The organism is Chryseobacterium sp. HNCC26DJ240 (assembly GCF_057180485.1).
Window position 1 is genome coordinate 60,336 of the sequence record NZ_JBXUGK010000007.1, and the last position, 21,757, is coordinate 82,092.

Below are 21,757 nucleotides of genomic sequence, written 5' to 3' on the forward strand. Positions count from 1 at the left end.
TTTCAAATTTAGGAAAAAAAGCGGGTGTTAAGCGCAGGATTAATTGAAATTCGGGATTTAAAATTTAAAATTTAAGATTCAAAATTTAAGATTAAAAACCTGTGTTACTTATTTAGGTTTAGCTTAACCTTAGCCTAAATCTCAACCTCACCTAATTAATCCCCTCATCCAAGAGTTTATGTAAATCTATGATACCGAAATATTTTCCGTTTTCGGTTACGACAAGCTGACCGATGTTGTTGTCTTTCAGGATTTTCATAGCGTCTTTTGCCAGGGAATTTCTTTCGACCGTCTTGGGATTCAGAGACATAATGTCTTTTGCTGATACTTCAGAAATATTAATTTCATTCATCAGCATTCTTCGAAGATCGCCGTCGGTAATCACACCAATAATATTTTCATTATCTGTAACGACCGTAATTCCGTGTCTGGAACTGCTTATTGAAATGATGACATCTTTCACACTGTCATTTTCAGAAACCTGAGGCTTCTGTGAAGAAAGAAAATCATCAACTTTTGAAATCAGGTTTTTACCCAGACTTCCGCCTGGATGAAATTTAGCAAAATCATTAGCCTTAAAATCATTCAGTTCCATTAAACTCACTGCCAAAGCATCTCCCAAAGCCATCTGAACGGTTGTTGAGCTTGTCGGAGCAAGTTTGATTGGGCATGCTTCCACGTCAACGTGTGTATCAAGAATAATATCTGAAAACTCAGCTAGTTTACTGCTTTTATTTCCAGTCATACCTATTAAAGAAGAAGAATAATCTTTTAAATAAGGAACAAGGCTCACAATCTCAGGAGAATTTCCCGAATTTGAGATGCATAAAACCACATCCTGCTTCTGAATTACACCCAAATCTCCGTGAATGGCTTCCGATGCGTGCAGAAACTGAGAAGGCGTTCCTGTAGAATTCAGCGTTGCAACCATTTTATTGGCTACGTGGGCAGATTTTCCGATGCCTACAACAATGAGTTTTCCCGTGGCAGCATGAATGGTTTCCACCGCTTTTTCAAAATCGCCGTCAATTCTGTTTTTCAGTTTTTCGAGTTCGGCAATTTCTATTTCAAGTGTTTTTTTTGCGTTGGAAATAATGTCGTTTGTATACATTTTTGTCGTATATTACAATTGAAAAAATAGACACAGAATCTATTTATATTTACTATAAATTTTATTTTTATAAATTCGTTCGCTTTTATTTTAAGCAAAATTTTTATAACTTTGGAATAGATGCAAATTTAGCAATACAAAATTAGATGAGCGCAAAAAAAGCCAATATATCAGGCGAATTAAAAAAATACTTTGGATTTTCTACCTTCAAAGGTCAGCAGGAGCAAATCATAGATGATTTACTGAACGGAAAGGATGTTTTTGTCCTTATGCCTACAGGTGGAGGTAAGTCTCTCTGTTACCAGCTTCCTGCACTGATTTCTGAAGGGACTGCCATCGTGGTTTCACCGCTTATTGCTCTGATGAAAAATCAGGTGGACGCAGTAAACGGACTCTCATCAGATGAAGGTGTAGCCCATGTTTTGAATTCATCACTTAACAAAACTCAGACCAAAAAGGTTTTTGACGATATTAAAGCAGGAAAAACCAAACTGCTTTACGTTGCTCCGGAATCGCTGATAAAAGAAGATTATCTCGAATTTTTCAAAGAGGTAAAAATATCATTTGTAGCCATTGATGAGGCGCACTGTATCTCAGAATGGGGTCACGATTTCAGACCTGAATACCGAAATTTAAAATCAATTATAGATAAAATTGCCGATGTTCCGGTGATTGCTTTAACGGCTACTGCTACTCCAAAAGTGCAGGATGATATCCAGAAAACTTTGGGGATGACTTCAGCAGTGGTCTACAAGGAAAGTTTCAACAGGCCTAACCTTTATTACGAAGTAAGACCGAAAGTAAACGTTGACAAGGAAATCGTAAAATTTATCAATCAGCACAAAGGAAAGTCGGGAATTGTTTACTGTTTAAGCCGTAGAAAAGTAGAGGAATTTGCGCAGCTTCTTCAGGTGAACGGGATCAACGCCCTCCCTTATCATGCTGGTCTTGACCAAAAAATTAGAGTCGCAAATCAGGATAAATTTTTGATGGAGGAAGCCGATGTAATCGTTGCCACAATCGCTTTTGGGATGGGAATCGATAAACCGGATGTGCGTTTCGTCATTCATTACGACTTTCCAAAATCTCTTGAAAGCTATTATCAGGAAACCGGAAGAGCAGGAAGAGACGGCGGCGAAGGTCATTGTCTCGCATTCTACGATCCTAAAGATATTGAGAAATTAGAAAAGTTTTTAGCTCAAAAAGCCGTTTCCGAAAGAGAAATTGGTTTGCAGCTATTGAATGAAGTTGTAGGCTACGCTGAAACCTGCATGAGCAGACGGCAGTATATTCTGTACTACTTTGGAGAAAGTTTCGATCCTGAAAACGGAGACGGAGCGAAGATGTGTGATAATGCATCAAATCCTCCCAAACTGAAAGATGCTACGGAAGATTTTAAAAAAGTAATGCATCTCATCAATGATACAGGAGAAAAATTTAAATCTAAGGATTTGATATCAACGATCGTCGGAAAAGAAAATGCGGTTACGAAATCCTATAAATTAGAGCAAACGCCGCACTTTGGGTTTGGTAAAGACGAAAAAGAAAATTACTGGAAAACCATTTTAAGACAGGCGACTGTACAGAATTTTCTTCAAAAAGATATTGAAACCTATGGTGTTTTAAAAATTTCAGAAAAAGGAAGGCAGGCACTCAAGGGCGAATTGGAAAGTTCATTTATGATTGCAGAGGATCGTGAGTTTGACCTTTCACAGACCAAGGCAGAAAGTGATCAGGTGCAGCAACAGTCGGGTGGAGGTTTAGACCAAAACTTGTTTGCACTTTTAAAGGAGCTTAGAAAAAAAGTTGCCAAAAAACACAGTATCCCGCCTTATACGGTTTTTATGGATCCGAGTCTGGAAGATATGACCGTTCAGTATCCGATCACGGTTGAAGAAATTGCCAAAATCTACGGAGTAGGAGAAGGAAAAGCCAAGAAATACGGTAAAGAATTTGCGGATTTTATTTCAAAATACGTTGAAGACAACAATATAGAGCGTACTCAGGACATGGTGTTGAAAAATGTGGCGAATAAATCCAGTCACAAAGTTTTCATCATCCAAAATACAGATAAAAAAATTGACCTTGAAGATATCGCAAGAGCCAAAAATCTTTCGATGAATGATCTTTTGAAAGAGATGGAACGTATTGTTTATCAGGGTACTAAATTGAATATTGATTATTACATCGAAGAAAATTTTGATGAAGATACTGTAGACGAGTTCATGGAATTTATGAATGAATCTGAAAGTGACAGCATGAAAGTTTTGCTGGATGAGTTTGGTGACGAATTGTCTGACGAAGAAGTGAGAATGTTGAGAATTAAATTTATAAGCGACGTTGCCAATTGATTTTTAAATAAAATTAAAATGGAAAATCCCATTCTACAATCAAAAAGAGAGTTAATTCATTGGATAAACACGCTGGATGATCTCGAGGTAATTGCAGAATTACTTGAATTAAAAGAAAAAAGGGCAACCGCAGAAACTTTTTCGGAACCTCAAACTGAATATTTGGTAAAAGATGATTTCGATGAGCGTTTTGCAAAAGGTCTGAATTCAGCAGAATCGAGGAAAAGAACGAGAGAATTTATTTCAAAATTGCCTTGGGGGAAATGATTGTCTATTCGGATGAATTTCATGAGTCTATAGAAAATCTGATTAGGATTTTATATGTAAAAGAATATTTTGGCTTTGAAATAGACTGCCAATTATATGCTGAGAAAATTTATGATTTTGTAGATTATAATATTCATAAACCAATCGGCAGAAATACACCGGAAGCACTTCAGAAATTTGGTAAAAAATTCATTAAATACAAAGCCAATCACCGGACTTTCTGGTTTATCTTTTATGACCAAAAAGACAATCAGTTTTTGATTAATCATATTATCAACAATCATTCTTAGGAATTTCCCGAGCTGATGTAATTTAAAAAAAGCTAATATCGTTAGCTTTTTGAAGAGAAAAAATACTTTAAACAGAAGATTTTTTTCAAACAAAATTTACAATGAACAAGAAAATTTCTGTCATATTTATTCTGCCGGATCTTGAGACCGGAGGTGCAGAAAGAATCGTTACCACCATTGCAAATCATCTCTCCAGAGATCGTTTTGAACCGAAGATTTTGCTTTTACGCAAAGAAGGCGGCTACCTGAATTTTCTGAAAAAAGATGTCGAAATTATCGATATCAATACCGAAAGGATTCGTCACTCTTTAAAGCCAATCCTAAAGGAAATCTACCGCCGAAAACCAGATATTGTTTTTTCCGGATATGGAGAAGTGAATGCGTATCTGTCGATGTTTATCAAACTTTTCCCCAAAACGAAATTCATTGCGAGAGAAACCAATGTTGTCTCGCAACATGTAACCAAGAAGGAAATTAAATTTTTCTACCACTTTTACAATAATTACCAGCAGATTATCGCGCAGAGTGACGATATGATGCACGATCTTGTAAGAAATTTTAAAGTCAACCGGTCGAAAATTGTCAAGATCAATAATCCTGTCGATTTTGAGTTTATTGACGAAAAGTTAGCAATCTCCCGCAAACCTGAGAGTTTTAAATACAATTATAAAAATGTTGTTGCCATCGGCAATCTGTCTGCCAGAAAAGGTTTTGATAATTTGCTGAAAGTTTTTTCAAGATTAAAAAATGAAAAAATTTTGTTACACATTTTAGGTGATGGAAAAGACCGTGAAATCCTTCATCAGATGAAAGACTTTTTAGGACTGAAAAATGTTTCTTTTCACGGTAAGCAGGAGAATCCTTATGAGTTTTTGAAGTATGCTGATCTGTTTATTCTGTCGTCACGGTACGAAGGTTTTCCCAATGTTTTACTCGAAGCAGGAGCCTGCGGAACGTATTCTTTAGCCAACAACTGTCCTGGCGGAATCAATGAAATCATTCAGCACGAAACGAACGGCGAAATTTCTGATATTGAAAATCACGAAGATTTTTCACAAAAAATTATGCAGATTCTGCATCGGTCTTACGATCATGATGCCATAAAAAATTCTATAAAATCGAGGTTTTCAAAGGAAATTATTTTGGATAATTATGAAAAGGTTTTGCTGGATTTGATGAAAAAATAAGCAGTTAAAATGACAAAAATTCTTTATTGCTTTTTAATACTTATTTTATTCTCCTGTGATCAGAAGTCAAAAACGACTGTAATAAAAAAGCAAGATTCTGTTATAACTGAAGTCGTACATTGGCAGGATGGCTTTAAATTAACTCATAATATTAATATTGATTCAATTTGGGGAAAACCTGTGCGATATTACGTTACAAATAAAAACTGTGATTCAAAAGCTTTAGCCTTTTATTTAGGAACTTACAGACCTAATGATGAGCCAGAAACTGCAAGGTTATTATCATTGGTTACAACTGATAGTGATTCTTTAAGACCGTTTTACCGGTGGATTTTAAACAAAACTATACTTATTCAAGATGGTGCCTTAGCTGAATATACTGGATTTCCTGCAAGAAAATATGCGGAGAAATTTCCAAAAGAATTTTTTGAATATATGGATTTTGATAAATCTGGTGAAAAATATTCAGATTGGACGAATGCAATTGCATATAGTGGATTCGAGGACTCTGATATTCACAAAAAACAAGATGAAATTGCTGATAATCTGGCAAGTAAAATGATTTCAAATTGTTTGGAATGTGAAACAAAAACGAGAGAGAAAATTGAAAAATTTGCAAAAGATTGTTTTTCAGAAATGAATAAGGTGGAGAAATAATTCTAACATTTGATTAATTTTGAACTTCTAAAGTTTAAATCAAAAAAAATCATTTATGAAAAAACTTCCAAAATTAGGTTGTGCCTGCGAAAAGCACAACCTGATTGAATCCGAATACAGAACTTCAATCGTAGGAAAAGATTTGACAGAAGACAGGAATGCCGAAGTTAGCATTATTCAATGCAGACTTTGCCAAAGAATCTGGCTGAAGTATACTGTTGAATCTGAAAATTCTTCCAATTTGAACAGATGGTTTAAGGGAATTATCGCCAAAAGAGAAGTGGCAGAAATGAAACCTGAAAATGCTGTAGAATATTTAGAAAATCTTCCCTGGTACATTTGCGGAGATGAGTTTTTTGGAAATAAAGAAGAATTTGGAGAAGGGAAATTAAATTTGGAATTAGAAAAATAGCTGGAAGACAAAAATTGAATGTGTGAAGATCTAAAACAAAAATATTCTCAATCATTTAAACATCCCGCACCCAGCATCCCGCATCCCGCACAAAAAAACTTGACAAAACTCACTTTGTTCCTTCTAAATTAATCAGTAAATTTGTAAGAATTAATCATCAGATAATAAATAAATTAAAATATAAAATGAGTCAATTCGATGTTACCGTAATAGGTTCCGGTCCCGGAGGTTATGTAGCTGCAATCCGCGCTGCACAATTAGGTTTCAAAGTAGCAATTATTGAAAAGTATTCAACTTTAGGCGGAACCTGTCTTAACGTTGGATGTATTCCTTCAAAAGCGCTTTTGGACAGCTCTGAGCATTTCGAAAATGCAAAACACAATTTCGAAAACCACGGAATTATCATTAATGAGCCAAAAGCCGATATCGCAAGAATGATTGCGAGAAAAAATGAAGTGGTAGAGCAGACTACAAAAGGAATCAATTTCCTGATGGACAAAAATAAAATCACTGTTTTTGAAGGTCTTGGAAGCTTTGAATCTGCAACTCAGGTTAAAGTGACGAAAAACGACGGTTCATCTGAAACTATCGAATCAAAATATACCATCATCGCAACGGGTTCTAAACCTTCATCGCTGCCTTTCATCACGTTAGATAAAGAAAGAGTGATCACTTCTACTGAAGCTTTAAATTTAAAAGAAATTCCTAAGCATTTGGTTGTAATCGGTGGTGGAGTTATCGGTCTTGAATTAGGTTCAGTTTACTTAAGACTTGGCGCTCAGGTTACTGTAGTTGAATTTATGGATAAAATTATTCCTACAATGGATGGAGCTTTAAGCAAGGAATTGACTAAAGTTCTGAAAAAACAGGGAATGAAATTTATGCTTTCTACAGCAGTTTCTGCAGTTGAAAGAAACGGAGATTCTGTAAAGATCACGGCAAAAGATAAAAAAGGAGAGGAAGTTTCTGTTGAAGGAGATTACTGTCTGGTTTCTGTAGGAAGAAGACCTTTCACAGACGGACTTGGTTTGGAAAAAGCAGGTGTTGAGCTTGACGAAAGAGGAAGAATTAAAACCAACGATCATTTACAGACAAACGTGGCAAATATTTACGCCATTGGAGATGTAATTAAAGGAGCAATGTTGGCTCATAAAGCTGAAGAAGAAGGTGTTTTTGTTGCTGAAACTTTGGCTGGACAAAAACCTCACATCAATTATAACTTAATTCCTGGAGTTGTTTACACATGGCCGGAAGTTGCCGGAGTTGGTAAAACTGAAGAGCAGTTGAAGGAAGAAGGTGTTGCTTACAAAATCGGAACTTTCCCAATGAGAGCTTTAGGAAGAAGCCGTGCAAGTGGTGACATCGATGGTTTGGTGAAAATCATCGCTGATGAAAAAACAGATGAGGTTCTTGGTTTTCACATGATTGGAGCGAGAGCTGCCGATTTGGTTGCTGAAGGTGTTATCGCAATGGAATTCCGTGCAAGTGCTGAAGATATCGCAAGAAGTTCTCACGCACACCCAACGTATGCTGAAGCTGTAAAAGAAGCTGCTCTGGATGCTACAGGGAAGAGAGCTCTTCACATGTAAGAGACAAGTAAAAAGTTTAAAGAGCCAAGTTTGGCGAAAATATAAAGAGAAGTTTCGGCTTCTCTTTTTTTGTTCGAATTTCGCTTTGATTTAATATTTTTAATAAGGTTAAACTGATAAAAATTATATTTTATTTTAAGTAAAATTATGTTTTTGTGGCATGAAAGTAGAGGTCGGATTCAATATAAAAATGAGATCATTATGAAATCGCTATGATGACTAAAAACAAACAATGATGAAGATAGCGATCCCATAACTCGTCCCGACTGTTCGGGATGACCAATAAAAAACAATAAAAAACTGCATATGAAAAGAATATTTACAATTTGTGCAATTTTATCCGGTCTTTTAGTTTTTGCACAGGAGGCAGGAAAAGCTGGAGAACTTTTGAAAAACGAAGCTTCAAAAAGAGAAATGGAAATACCGAGTACTAATAGACAAGGCTCGAGAAATAACAGTTCGGGAAATTCTACAGGATTTAGAAATTCAAATAATTCAGGCAGAAGACCGAATACTCCAAGCTATCAATGGAATCAAAATTATGGTTATGCGGAAGTTTTTCTGAGAATTCCTGAGCCGGGATATTTCAGTGTGGAGCTCGCAGATCAAATGATTTCAAACAGTTCCGGAAAATATAGATTTTTTGATTTGCCGTCTGGAAGAATTCCTATTTCAATCTATGATAATGGATATTTAATTTACAAATCTTATTTAAATACCAGAAATAATACAAGATTGGTTCTTGATTTTTTCACCAATGAAGGTTTGTATTTGCTTGAAAATTATCCGCTTCAAAATGGATATTATGGTTTTAATGATTGGAATGACCTTTGGAATAATCCGTATGGAAATTCGGGAAATAATGGCAATGTAAATTATCCGAACGTGATGGATAATCAGACTTTTCAGCAATTTATGTCAGCCATGAAAAAAGATGCCTGGTTTGATGACAAGAAAATTGCATTTATCAATCAGCGAGGCCGTCATGCGATGTTTACTTCACAGCAGATCGGTGTTTTGGTCAAGGATTTAACATTTGATAAGAACAGAGTTATATTAGCTAAAAATTTATTTTCAAAATGTGTAGACAAACAAAAATATTTTGTGGTTGGAGATGCATTTGATTTTGACAGCAGCAGAAGAGATTTGATGGATTTTATTTCTAAAAATTAATTAAGAGTCTGTTTAAACTTCATCAAAATTAATTTCCCCGATCCTATAGGGTGTAATTTTGCTGAAATTTTAGACGCTTTTTTCCTCCCTTCAGGGTTGGGAAAAGAAAAAGCTTCGAAAATTTGTTTTTTAATAATTTTAGACAGGCTGTTAGAATCTGAATATTTATCCAACTCATTAACTCTAAAAAACCCTCCAAATCTCTAACCCAAAAAATCTCCGACTTATTTTCATTACCTTTGCCAACTAAATTATCATCAATGCAACTCGGAAAAACCCAGACTTTAAAAATTTCAGAAAAAAATCATTCAGGATGGATGCTTGAATCAGAATCCGGCAAAACGGCTTTTATGTCTAAAGTTTTTATCCGTGAAGAAAAAGAAATTGGTGATGAGGTTGAAGTTTTTGTTTTTCAGGATGATCATAAGCTAAAGGCAACAACAGAAATTCCGTTGGCTGAAGTTGGGGAATTTGCCGTGATGAGTTGCGTTGAAAGCCTTCCAACAGGCGCGTTTATGGATTGGGGAATCATCAAAGATCTTTTTATCCCTTACAAACAACAGAAGACAAAAATTCTTGAAGCAAAAAGGTACTTGGTCTATCTCTACGTTGATGAAGATCTGGATTTAATTACCGGAACTACAAAATTTAAAAGAAATCCTCAGTACGAAAATCTTCCTTTCCAAAAAGGAGACAGAGTAGATTTAATTATGATGAATGAAAGCGAACTGGGCTGGAACGTGGTTATCAATAAAAAATACATCGGGCTGATTTACGCTTCTGATGTTTTCAAAAAATTATATCCTTTATCCGAAGAAAGCGGTTTCATCAAAGACATACGTGAAGATGGTAAGATTGATGTTTCATTACAACCTCAGGGCTTTGAAAATATCGACGAGTTTAAACAGAAAATTTTGGATAAGCTGGAAGAAAATTACGGTCTGCTTCATCTTTCAGACAAGTCTACGCCGGAAGAGATTAAAGAAGAGCTTCAAATGAGCAAAAAGAACTTTAAAAAAGCTTTAGGTGGTTTGTACAAAGATAAAATCGTCGAAATAATGGATGATAAAATAAAGTTGGTTTAAAAAATTTATATAAAATAAAAACGGGCGGTTTCAATTAAGAAACCGCCCGCTTTGTTTAGAATGTAAATTTAATTTCTGTTTTTAATTAAAAGCCAACCACTATAATTTCTGCCGTCCGAAACTTTGATTGTGTACCAGTAATTTCCTGTAAGAACTGGTGCTCCGTTAATCTTTCCATTCCAATCCAAAGGTGTTTTGTTGATAATCTGTCTGAAAACCAAGGCTCCTTTTCTGTCATAAACGCTCACTTCTGAGCCTTTGTAATTTTGAAGTCCTGCGATTTTCCAACTATCATTTACATTATCGCCATTTGGACTGATCGCATTTGGAATATTAAAAATGGAAAAAGGTTTCTGGCCAATAAAACAGCCATCTTTCGTTCTCACATAGACAATGTATTCGCCCATTTCCAGCTGAGTGAAAATATTGGAATCCTGCCATGAAATATTATCTAAAGAGTACTCATAATTTCCTGACGTAGAAACTACTACTGTTGCAGTATTACCTGTAATATTTACAGCTGTAATCTGTGCAAGAGTAGAATAACTCAACACAATGCTGTCGGTATTTTCACATCCAAAACTGTTGGTCACTTTCACAGAGTAAGTTCCCGCCGCAGAAACGGTAATGGTTTGAGTAGTTGCTCCAGTATTCCAAAGGTAGCTTGTAAAACCGCTGCCGGCATCCAGAATAGCAGATTTTCCTTCGCAGAAATCAAAATCTTCGGGAAGTGTGACGGAAGGTTTCGGATTTAAAACCAATTCAAGAATTACATTTTTAAAACAGCCATCAGCTGTCGCTACTTTTACGTTGATAATATTTGAGCCAGCATTTAAAATATAATTTGCAGGATTTGAAATTAGGTTTCCTGTCTGATTGGTGTAAGTGAAAATATAGTTCGCAGGATTCGCAATCAGATTAGATTGGTATGAATTGAGGTTGACTATCATTGTATTGGCAGTCGTAACATTACAAAAGGTTTCTCTGTAATTGTTTGCAGGAACGTTATTCTGAGAAAGTGTAACCGTAATTGCAAGCTTATCTGATTTACATGCATTAAGTGTCTGACTTACATAATAAATCTGACCGTTAACAAGTGGAGTAGTAAGAGGTAACACATTCCCGGCAGCATCATAAAAAATTAAAGATGTTCCGTTGACGATAAGATTTGCCAAAGTCGGATTTGCAGAAGAGCAGAAATCCTGCGTTGAATTTGCGGTTGGAGGAGGTGTATTGTTTACGGTAACCTGAATCGAAATTGTATTACTTTGACATCCATTAATAGTAGAATAGGCATAGTATGTTTCTCCGTTTACAAGAGGAGGATTATTTGCAATGATCAAAGTTCCGGCAGCATTTGTCCAGACTACATTTTGTCCGCTAATCTGAACATCAGATAACATGGGTTGATCGCTTGCACAGAAAACCTGCTGTGTATTGATTGTAGTAGGAGCTGCAGGCAAACTAACAGTTACATTTTGATTTTGAGTTGAGATATTTCCGTTTCCGTCGTTGTATGACCAATGTATAGTATATGTTCCCGGCGTATAATAAGACAAAGGATCTGTTGTGGTTGCTGAAATTGTTCCTGCGCAGTTGTCTGTAGCAGTAGGGAAAATGGAAATTGTAGTGTTGCAATCTCCTGTGATCGCAGGTAATGTGGCCTGGTTTGGAACTGGGGCAATGTTGTCTCCAACAACGACGTTTACTGTAAAACTTCCGTCACAAGATCCCGAACCCGAAATTGCACAAGTATAAACTCCAGCGTTTGCAGAGGTAGCATTTGGGATTGAAGGGTTTTGTAAGTTTGAGATAAATCCGTTTGGACCTGTCCAAATGTAGGATGTTCCGCCGGAAGCTGTGAGGTTTAGGATTGAGTTTGTACAGATGGGTGAGTTTGATGACACCATTCCTGACGATGTGCAGTCTTGGAATTTTGCAATGAATGCATCGTGATTTCCTGTTCCGCCATATTGCTGATGAAATGTTCCAGGTGTAGCAATTCCCGTTGTATTAAGACCTGAAAAGCCTGTTAAATAAATTGATCCTTCATTGTCTTTTGTTACTTCGCCGCTTTGAGTTGCTCCATTCCCAGAGTAATAGGTTCCCCATTCTTTTACATCATTTTGATTGTATTTAACTAAAAAAGTTGCGTTGTATAACGGAGGTAGTCCCATATATGCTCCTGGTGTAGAAACGTCTTGCTGACCACTGGATTGGGAACCCGTAAAAAAAGCATTACCAGAGGAATCTGCATAACCCAGCAGTTGACTGTTTCCGCTAAAATTAAAATAACTTCTAGTAATGGTGTGATTCAAGAGATTAATTCTCCATATTCCTGGTTGCCCTGTAGGAGCAGAAGGCGTTGAATAAAGACCTGGAAGTATAAGTGTATTATTTACAATTGCACCTCTATAAATAAACTCTTGCCCAACATTGCCGTAATAACTGGATTTTAAAATGTTATTTCCTGATTTTGAAAGTCTGATATATATTCCATCTGAACTACCTCCCTTTACAGGTTGAAAAGCATTGACCATCGGAATTGTAGAAGATTGTGATGCTCCTATAATTTCCAAAGCATCATTAGAGGATATAATTTGATAAAAGCCACTTGAGCCATCTGGTTGTCCGAAATAAGTTGCCCAATCTACGGTACCGCTGTTAGCATTAATAGAACCAATTATACCATCTGTAAATCCTAATGGGGTTGCTTTCGCAGGTTGCATAGCATTTACGGTAGGGAAATTTAGACTTGTTACATTCCCAACAAAATAGATGTGATTTTGGTTATAGGATAAACTCTGTAGAACATCGATCCTGCTTGCAACAAATTCTCTCTCGAATAAAAGACTACCATTACTGCTGAATTTGGTAACGACAATATTTTCATTATTGAAGCCGCGAGTAATTTTGCCACCTCCGTAGACATTAAAGTTTTCGTCAAAGTCTACATCAGCAAAATAGTCTTCCTGATTATAGCCATAGTATGTTCCCCATATTTTCTGTCCATTTTTTGTGATTTTCATGATAAAAGCATCGAGATTTCCAACAACAGTTTGCTGATATGTACCTGCGGTAGCAAAATTGGTAGTACTTGATGTAGCTCCAAAAACATACAATGTACTCTGTGAATCTGTTTTAGCTAATCCATAGTCATTTCCAAAGCCTGCGATGTAACTTCCCCAAATTCTTGTAGGTACAGGATCGATAACAATTGTTTTGTCAGAGGTATTCACAGGCGAATTAAAACCAAATGTCTGATTACCTAAATCTTTAAATGAAACTTGAATATTTTCTCTGCTCTTTCCTTCGATCCAGCTCTGTGGGATATTTTCCTGCATCTTTCCAAAACGGAGAACCATATCTAATTTGTTGTCTTGGATCTTCGTTTCAGCACCATTAAATTTCATCCTGATATCAGATACTTTTCCTCCGGGATGAATCATAAAGTTGTATTCAATTGGTTTCAGCGTATCTTTAGGCTTAAAGAATACGAGATCTACATTTTTGTAAATATTTTTATAGATTACCTTTTGATATTTGTGAACATTGGTCACACCTTTCGGATTGTGGCTGAGATTAAAATAATTATCGTAGTCTTTCGATTTGTTTTCTGCTACAATTTTTGCGTCGGGATTTGAATTGATTAGTTCGATATCAATCCTATGGTAAATATTTTCATACCTAAATTCATCAAAATTGAAATCAGGCTTCTGCGGGAGATCATTCTTTGCTGCTTTGCGATAATGATGGTTCGGCGTCTTTTTTACCTCATAAACATCATACGAAAAACCTCCTTTTCGCAGCTGAACATTTAATCCATTCGAATGAAATAAATATTTTACAGCATTGTTCGGTTTTCCATCCTGATCAACAATCTGGCCTTTATTTTCATAAAAATGATATTCAGAGTTCTGCTGGAAATTTTTCTGTCCAAAAATTAAAATACCAGATATAATTGAGAGAAGTAATAATATTTTCTTCATCGTTAAATAGTTTTCGCAAATATAATTAAACAAAGGCTATAAAGAAATTAATAAATCATTAATACGTGATTCTGATACATTAAATGATTATTATCATATTAATTATTTTGTTTAACAATTTTGTCAAAACAAATGATTGATATATATTTGCACAAAATTGTTTAACAAAAATGTCAAAACAAGAAAAAAAAGACCAAACCCAAGAGCTAATTAAAGAAACCACCAAAAATTTATTTTTTGTGCAAGGTAAATTTGATGCTACAACTCAGGAAATTGCGGATGAAGCCGGAGTTAACAGAACGTTGATTAATTATTATTTCCGATCAAGAGATAATCTGGTACAGATTGTATTTGATGAAGCGCATAAAGTTGAAAAAGAAAAGTCTGAAATCATTATGAGGTCCGATCTTGCTTTCAAGGAAAAAATATCACAATTTATTGATGGTAGTTTATCAACAAGCCTTCAGTATCCTTATCTGGAAACCTACATTGTTTCACAAATTAATAAAGGAAGTTGCCACAAAAGAGATGTTGAAGAAGATGATCTTAAAACATTTTTAATGGACATAGAAAAAGAGATGGAATTAGGAACTATCGAAAAAATGGAGCCTATTCAGTTTATTTTTAATATGATTTCACTCTTAATATTTCCAAGTGCAATCAGACCATTATTTATGGAAAATATGATGATTGATGACAAGGAATTTGATAGGTTGATTGCAGATAGAAAAGAGATTATCCTTAATATACTTTTCAAGAATTAATTAAAATAATTTAAAACTGTTAAAGTATTTTAAAATTTGAATCGTCCTTTAGGAATAAAGATTTTAACAAAGAAAACAAAAAAAATAAACGAAGTATAAATTATGAACAGAAAACGTATAATTGCTAAAAAGCTCAACATTGGTGTGGCTGCAGCATTTATGTTGTTTGCCTCTTCATCAGCTTTTGCACAACAGCAGATTTCTCTGCAGGAAGCCATCAAACAGGCTTTGCAAAATAAAGCTGAGGCAAAAAAAGCAGCTTTGCAGATCAAAAAAGCTGAATACAAAATTTCTGAAGCCAGAGCAGGTGCTTTACCTCAAATCAGCATTACCTCTGGGCTTACCTACAATCCGGTAATTCAGGAATCTTTATTGGAATTTGGTGGAGAAAGAATTATTGCAAAACTGGGACAGCCATGGCAAACCACTTCAACCGCACAGGTGCAGCAGGCTATTTTTGACCAGAGAGTTTTTACAGGTCTTAAAGCTGCGAAATCTACAAGAGAATTTTATATTCTTAATGCTCAGCTGACGAACGAGCAATTGATTGAAAACGTTGCAACAGCTTACTATCAGGTTTTTGTACAGGAAGAAAATCTTGAAACAGTGAACCAAAGCTATGCTAACACCGAAAAAGTAAGAAACGTAATCAAGAGTTTAGTAGATAATGGTTTGGCTAAAAAAATCGATTTAGACAGAACGAATGTTCAGTTAACCAACATCGGTTCAAACAAACAGACGTTGATCAACAGTGTGGAGCTTTCAAAAAATTCATTGAAATTCTACATGGGAATTCCTATTGAAACTGAAATTTCGCTTGAAGAGGAAACGATTGAGCCAAGACCTGAATTGTTAGCTTCAAATGTAGATTTGACAAGCCGTTCAGAAGTGAAAGTTCTTCAGAAAAACAGAGAACTTTTGGTTTTCAATAAAAAAGCGACTGAAGCATATCTTTATCCAACAGTGAATTTGGTTGCCAACTACGGTTGGGGTGCGACGGGTGCGAAGTTCCCTTTAACAAACGGTTTGCAGAACGGTGTACTTTGGAGTGATTTCTCAGCAATTGGTTTAAATATCAACATCCCAATCTTCACGGGAGGAGCTACGAAGTCTAAAATTGCTCAGGCTCAGATTGATATTGATGATTTAGATTTAGATATTGAAAATACAGAGCTTCAGTTAAGTCTTGATCATAAAAATGCGATTACCAATATGGAAAATTCATTGATCAACATCGAAAGCATGAAGAATAACGTTGGTCTTGCCGAGAAAGTTCAAAAAGATACGCAGGCAAACTATCAGTACGGTTTAGCAACTCTGACGGAAGTTCTGGATACTGAAAATGCATTAACGCAGGCAAAACAGAACTATGCAAACGCTTTATTAGATTACAAACAGGCTGAAATTAAATTAATCAAAGCGAAAGGCGAACTTAATACTTTACAAAACCCATAATAAACTAAAGTGAAGTCTTTAATTAAAAAAGAAGATTCTTTACATTAAAAAATAATCATTATTCAAATGAAAAAAACTTTAATATATATCGTCGTTGCAGCCGTACTGATAGGTTTGGCAGCTTGGAAAATTACCGACAACAAAAAGAAGGTGGAAACTGAAGTAAAAGAAGTGGCAAAACAGGTTGAAAAAATCAACGTGAACGTCATCACAGCTTCAAGATCCAATATCAATACAGACTATTCTGCCAACGGAACTTTTATTCCGAAGCAGGAGTCTAACCAATCTTCTGAAATCTCAGGTCGTATTGTAAATGTTTTGGTAAAAGAAGGTTCCAGAGTAGGAGCAGGGCAGGTTTTGGCAACGATTAAAAGAGATGCGATTGAAGTTGATGTTACACAGGCTCAGAACAATTTGCAGAACGCAATTGCAGATAACCAACGTTATGAAAATGCTTTCAAAACGGGAGGCGTTACCAAACAACAGTTAGATAATTCAAGATTGCAGTTGAAAAATATGCAGGCTGCCGTAAGAGCTCAAGGCGTAAAAGTAAATGACACGAGTATCCGCGCAGGAATTAGTGGAATTATCAACAAAAAAATGGTAGAGCCGGGAATGGTGGTTGCACCCGGAACAGCTTTATTTGAAATCGTAAATATCAACAGCTTAAAACTATCAGTTTTGGTAGACGAAAGCCAGATTGGAAGAATTCAGTTGGGTCAGGAAGTTTCAATTAATGTCAATGTTTTGCCTGAAGAATCTTTCAGCGGAAGAATTACATTTATCGCTCCAAAAAGTGACGCTTCTTTAAATTTCCCTGTAGAAATTGAAGTTCAAAACAGAGGAAACCTAAAAGCAGGTATGTACGCCACAGCTTTGTTTAAAACAAACAACGGTGCTGAAACTCAAAATATGTTAACGATTCCTGCACAGGCTTTTGCGAATGGTGTAAGCTCAGGTCAGATCTTTATTGTGAGCAATGGTACTGCTAAAATGATTACCGTGAAAACCGGAAAAGTATACGGTGACAAAGTACAGATCATCAGTGGATTAAACGGTGGCGAACAAGTGATTACCAGTGGACAGATCAACCTTGATAACGGTTCGAAAATCAATATTATTAAGTAGTAGAAGATGAAGTTAGCAGAAATATCCATTAAAAGACCGTCGCTGGTTATCGTATTATTTACGATACTTACGCTGGGTGGTTTATTGAGTTACTCCATGATGGGGTACGAGTTGATTCCGAAGTTTGAAACCAATATGGTAACCATTTCTACGGTGTATCCGGGAGCTTCGCCATCTGAGGTGGAAACTTCGGTGACCAGAAAAATTGAAGATGCTGTAGGTTCTTTGGAAAATGTGAAGAAAGTAGAATCTTCATCTTACGAAAGTTTATCGGTAATTATGGTTCAGCTGAATACTGGTGCCGATGTAAACTATGCTTTGAATGATGCTCAGAGAAAAGTAAACGCTATTTTGGCAGACCTTCCGGAAGATGCAGATCCGCCGTCACTGCAAAAATTCTCACTGGATGATTTACCAATCATGACTTTGAGTATTACCAGTGATAAAATGAACAACAAAGATCTTTATGATCTTTTAGATAAAAAAGTTGAGCCTATTTTTTCCCGTGTAAACGGTGTGGCTCAGGTTGACCTTGTTGGTGGACAGGAAAGAGAGATTCAGGTAAATTTAGATGAGAAGAAAATGCAGGGTTACGGCATTGCAATCGCTGATGTACAGCAGGCAATTCTTTCATCTAACTTAGATTTCCCTACAGGAGCTTTGAAGACAAGGACTTCAAGATCTACCATCAGACTTTCCGGGAAATATAAGAGTGTAGCAGAAATGAACAGCCTTGTAGTTTCAAACAAAAATGGAGTACAGGTACGTCTTTCAGATATAGCAACAGTTTTTGATACACAGAAAGATGTTGAAAAAGTAGCAAGATATAATCAGAACCCTACGATTTTGCTACAGGTGAAAAAGCAGTCTGATGCCAATGCAGTATCTGTTTCAGAATTGGTTCAGAAAACAATTGCTCAGGTTCAGGAAAACTATAAAGTTCAGGGTCTGAAAGTAACGATTGTAGATGACAGTACAGACTTTACCCTTGAAGCGGCAGACCACGTAATCTTCGATTTGTTCTTAGCGATTATATTGGTAGCTATAGTAATGTTGTTATTCCTTCACAACATCAGAAATGCATTTATCGTAATGGTTTCTATTCCGGTATCGTTGATAGCAACGGTGATTGGAATGTATTTGATGGGATATACCTTAAACCTGATGAGTTTATTAGGACTTTCATTGGTTGTAGGTATCCTTGTGGATGATGCGATTGTAGTTTTGGAGAACGTTTACCGTCACATGGAGATGGGAAAAAGCAGAATCCGTGCAGCGTACGACGGAGCTTCAGAGATTGGATTTACCGTTACAGCAATTACCTTGGTAATCGTTGTGGTATTCTTACCAATTGCGATGAGTTCTGGTTTGGTATCTGATATTTTGGCGCAGTTTTGTGTCACTGTAGTCATCGCAACATTGCTTTCATTATTGGCTTCATTTACTATTATTCCTTGGTTATCTTCAAGATATGGTAAATTGGTTCACCTTTCAGGAAAAAATCCTTTTGAGAAATTTATCCTTTGGTTTGAAAAACAGTTAGAGAAATTCACAGCTTGGATTACAGGAATTTTAGAGTGGGTTTTAAAAACCGGTTTAAGAAGAGTAGTAACTGTTGTCTTAACTTTCGTAGTTCTTATTGTAACAACAATGGGATTAATGGGAGGTGGATTTATCGGTGGAGAATTCTTCCCGAAAATGGACAGAGGCCAGTTCCTTGTACAAATGGAATTACCTAAAGATGCTTCCGTTGAAAAAACAAACCAATTGACTTTACAGGTTGAAAAATACCTGAGAGATGATAAAGATGTAGTTGATATGATCACAACTGTTGGTCAGCAGTCATCTGGTTTTGGTGGAGCTCAGGCTACTTTGTATCAATCAGAAATTCAGGTAATCTTAGTTGATAAAGCTGAACGTAACGAAAGCACCGACATTAAAGCTGCTAAAATCAAAAGAGCTTTAGAAGAAAAATTCACTGGAGTTGAGTTCAAAACAGCGCCAATCGGTTTAATGGGAGCAGATGCTGCACCAATCGAAATGGTAGTTACGGCTCAGGACAACGCAACAGCGAACAAAGAAGCAAACAGAATTTTAGAATTGCTTAAAAAAGTTCCCGGAGCTGTAGATGCAGAGTTATCTTCCGACTCAGGGAATCCTGAAGTTCAGGTGAATATCGACAGAGATAAAATGTCATCTTTAGGTTTAAATCTTTCTGGTGTAGGTCAAACGATGCAGACTGCATTCAGTGGAAATACAGACGGAAAATTCAGAGCAGGAGAATATGAATATGACATCAACATCCGTTTTGGTGATGCCAACAGACAGTCGATTGAAGATGTAAGAAACTTAATGTTTACCAATTCATCAGGTGAACAAATCAGACTGAGCCAGTTTGCAGATGTGAAAATGGGTTCAGGGCCAAGTTTGCTTGAGCGTAGAGATAAAACGGCTTCTGTAAAAGTGAAATCTAAGGTAGTTGGTAAAACTGTTGGTGATGTTGCAGATGCATGGTCTAAACAGTTCATGGATAACGAAAAAACCAAACCGGCCGGAGTAAACTACATCTGGAGTGGTGATATGGAAAACCAGACTGAAGGTATGGGTACTTTAGGTATTGCTTTAATGGCTGCTATCGTATTGGTTTACTTAGTAATGGTTTCGCTGTATGATTCATTTGTATATCCGTTTGTGGTATTGTTCTCAATTCCGTTGGCACTGATTGGGGTAATGGTAATTCTTGCCCTTACAGGAAACTCTATCAACATCTTTACTATGCTTGGTATGATTATGCTAATTGGATTGGTGGCGAAAAACGCAATTATGATTGTCGATTTTGCCAACATGAGAAAAGCAGCCGGTGCAAATACTCACGACGCTTTGATTCAGGCAAACCACGCACGTCTCCGTCCAATCTTGATGACGACGATTGCGATGATCTTCGGTATGATTCCTATTGCGATTGCAAAAGGAGCAGGAGCTGAGATGAACAACGGTTTGGCTTGGGTAATCATCGGTGGTTTGACATCATCATTGTTTCTTACTTTGATTATTGTACCAGTGGTTTATTCATTATTCGATTCATTATTAAGAAGAATGGGTAAACACGAAACAGTAGATTATGACGCTGAAATGAAAGCAGACTATGAGCACAGAGAACTAAGTGAAGACGGGTTTACCCCGAAACACGTAGACTAATTATAATAAACCTTTTTTTTAATCTTGTAAACCGTATCAATTCGTTGATGCGGTTTTTTTGTTTTAAGAGGGAAGATGGGAGATGGAAGATGGAAGATGGGAGATGGGAGATGGGAGATGGGAGATGGGAGATGGAGGTCAGAAGCCAGCAGCTGGTAGTCAACAGTCATCAGCCAATTTAATTTTTGTTTAAAACATAGATTGTGTTAGAATTTTTCCACCCTTTACAGACGGGGCAAAGAAAATTCAACAATGCATTTCATAAAAATGTTGCTGATTTCGGGCTAACAAAAATAATCAGCATGTTTGTCATCCCGTAGGGAACCCGGCTCGAATCATTTATCTCAGCATTTCACACTAAAGTTGCTAATTTCCGGCTAATAAAAAATGAGAGGTTTGTTTGTCTTCCTGTAGGGATTTAAGCTAGAATCATTCAATAAAGAATTTCACAAACATTGTTTAGATCCCTACGGGATGACAAAACGGATGAAAATGTTCAGCTGAATACGGTATAAATTATTCAAAAAAAAAGACTTCCAGAAATCTGAAAGTCTTACTAATATTTTTAAAACAGAAAATTAGTCCTGCATCACTTCACCTGCTTTTCTATAGACAAATTTTCCGTAGATATGTCTTCTTGCAAAACGGCTTGGCGAATCAGAATTCACCATTTTAATGTATGTGTTTTTCAGAACGCCGATGTACTCGTAACTCACACCATTCAAATGCTGAACAGTCAAAATAGATTTCTCCAGATAAAAATCCTGAATGTTAGATTTCGTAATGGTTTCTGTGTATTCTTCTTTATATTTTTCCTGCGTTTCAGGATTAATGCTTACAAGAAAATGATAAGCTTCAATCACAGACTTACTTTTCTCCTCCGCAGCCAGTTTTCCCTCTTCATCATTGATGAATTTATCGGGATGCGTATCTTTCATCACATTTCTGTAGATGGTTTTCAATTCTTTCAGTGTTACATTTTTATCAACCTCCAAAAGATTTCTGTAATCCCCAATTTTTTTCATAACTCTTATCCTTATTTTCGCGGTGCAAAAGTAGTGTTTTTTATTTTAGGAATTGTAAGTTTTTGATTATTAATTT

16 protein-coding genes are annotated in these 21,757 nt (G+C 36.2%); 13 read left to right on the forward strand and 3 right to left on the reverse strand.

Annotated elements, in window-relative coordinates; genetic code table 11:
* Positions 1–151: 151 nt before the first annotated feature.
* Positions 152–1,111, reverse strand: coding sequence for a KpsF/GutQ family sugar-phosphate isomerase (locus tag AC2A1G_RS14540; RefSeq protein WP_484047637.1), 960 nt, complete (start codon positions 1,109–1,111; stop codon positions 152–154).
* Between the two features lie 146 nt (positions 1,112–1,257).
* Between AC2A1G_RS14540 and recQ the strand changes: the two genes are divergently transcribed.
* From recQ to AC2A1G_RS14585, 9 genes are all read left to right on the forward strand, one after another.
* The gene (gene recQ / locus AC2A1G_RS14545; RefSeq protein ID WP_484047638.1) at positions 1,258–3,462 is read left to right on the forward strand and encodes a DNA helicase RecQ; all 2,205 of its coding nucleotides are present in this window, start codon (positions 1,258–1,260) and stop codon (positions 3,460–3,462) included.
* Between the two features lie 18 nt (positions 3,463–3,480).
* A complete protein-coding gene (locus AC2A1G_RS14550; RefSeq protein ID WP_484047639.1) occupies positions 3,481–3,729 on the forward strand; it encodes a hypothetical protein in 249 nt (82 codons plus the stop codon).
* On the forward strand, positions 3,726–4,019 hold the full coding sequence (locus AC2A1G_RS14555; RefSeq protein WP_484047640.1) for a hypothetical protein: 294 nt from the start codon (positions 3,726–3,728) through the stop codon (positions 4,017–4,019). The genes AC2A1G_RS14550 and AC2A1G_RS14555 overlap by 4 nt, the downstream gene beginning before the upstream one ends.
* Positions 4,020–4,120: 101 nt before the next feature.
* Positions 4,121–5,206 carry a glycosyltransferase gene (locus tag AC2A1G_RS14560; RefSeq protein ID WP_484047641.1) on the forward strand — a complete coding sequence of 362 codons (1,086 nt, stop codon included), beginning with the start codon at positions 4,121–4,123 and terminating at the stop codon, positions 5,204–5,206.
* A gap of 9 nt (positions 5,207–5,215) precedes the next feature.
* A complete protein-coding gene (locus tag AC2A1G_RS14565) occupies positions 5,216–5,863 on the forward strand; it encodes a hypothetical protein (RefSeq protein WP_484047642.1) in 648 nt (215 codons plus the stop codon).
* Between the two features lie 55 nt (positions 5,864–5,918).
* Positions 5,919–6,275, forward strand: coding sequence for a hypothetical protein (locus tag AC2A1G_RS14570; protein WP_484047643.1), 357 nt, complete (start codon positions 5,919–5,921; stop codon positions 6,273–6,275).
* A gap of 185 nt (positions 6,276–6,460) precedes the next feature.
* Positions 6,461–7,864 carry a dihydrolipoyl dehydrogenase gene (lpdA, locus tag AC2A1G_RS14575; protein ID WP_484047644.1) on the forward strand — a complete coding sequence of 468 codons (1,404 nt, stop codon included), beginning with the start codon at positions 6,461–6,463 and terminating at the stop codon, positions 7,862–7,864.
* A 306-nt stretch (positions 7,865–8,170) separates the two neighbouring features.
* Positions 8,171–9,037: a proline and serine-rich protein 1 family protein gene (locus AC2A1G_RS14580; RefSeq protein WP_484047645.1), complete on the forward strand. Its 867-nt coding sequence runs from the start codon at positions 8,171–8,173 to the stop codon at positions 9,035–9,037.
* Positions 9,038–9,297: 260 nt separating this feature from the next.
* On the forward strand, positions 9,298–10,122 hold the full coding sequence (locus AC2A1G_RS14585) for a CvfB family protein (RefSeq protein WP_484047646.1): 825 nt from the start codon (positions 9,298–9,300) through the stop codon (positions 10,120–10,122).
* A gap of 68 nt (positions 10,123–10,190) precedes the next feature.
* Here the strand turns inward: AC2A1G_RS14585 and AC2A1G_RS14590 are convergent, their stop codons facing one another.
* Positions 10,191–14,111, reverse strand: coding sequence for a DUF7948 domain-containing protein (locus AC2A1G_RS14590; RefSeq protein ID WP_484047647.1), 3,921 nt, complete (start codon positions 14,109–14,111; stop codon positions 10,191–10,193).
* A 170-nt stretch (positions 14,112–14,281) separates the two neighbouring features.
* Between AC2A1G_RS14590 and AC2A1G_RS14595 the strand changes: the two genes are divergently transcribed.
* The 4 genes from AC2A1G_RS14595 (at position 14,282) to AC2A1G_RS14610 (ending at position 20,656) form a co-directional block, all read left to right on the forward strand.
* Positions 14,282–14,875 carry a TetR/AcrR family transcriptional regulator gene (locus AC2A1G_RS14595; RefSeq protein WP_484047648.1) on the forward strand — a complete coding sequence of 198 codons (594 nt, stop codon included), beginning with the start codon at positions 14,282–14,284 and terminating at the stop codon, positions 14,873–14,875.
* 102 nt (positions 14,876–14,977) lie between these two features.
* A complete protein-coding gene (locus tag AC2A1G_RS14600; RefSeq protein WP_484047649.1) occupies positions 14,978–16,330 on the forward strand; it encodes a TolC family protein in 1,353 nt (450 codons plus the stop codon).
* 66 nt (positions 16,331–16,396) lie between these two features.
* On the forward strand, positions 16,397–17,458 hold the full coding sequence (locus tag AC2A1G_RS14605; RefSeq protein ID WP_484047650.1) for an efflux RND transporter periplasmic adaptor subunit: 1,062 nt from the start codon (positions 16,397–16,399) through the stop codon (positions 17,456–17,458).
* A gap of 6 nt (positions 17,459–17,464) precedes the next feature.
* Complete coding sequence (locus AC2A1G_RS14610; protein ID WP_484047651.1) at positions 17,465–20,656, forward strand: efflux RND transporter permease subunit; 3,192 nt, start codon at positions 17,465–17,467, stop codon at positions 20,654–20,656.
* Between the two features lie 578 nt (positions 20,657–21,234).
* Here AC2A1G_RS14610 and AC2A1G_RS14615 read toward each other — a convergent pair.
* Positions 21,235–21,681 carry a KTSC domain-containing protein gene (locus AC2A1G_RS14615; protein ID WP_484047652.1) on the reverse strand — a complete coding sequence of 149 codons (447 nt, stop codon included), beginning with the start codon at positions 21,679–21,681 and terminating at the stop codon, positions 21,235–21,237.
* Positions 21,682–21,757: the final 76 nt, after the last annotated feature.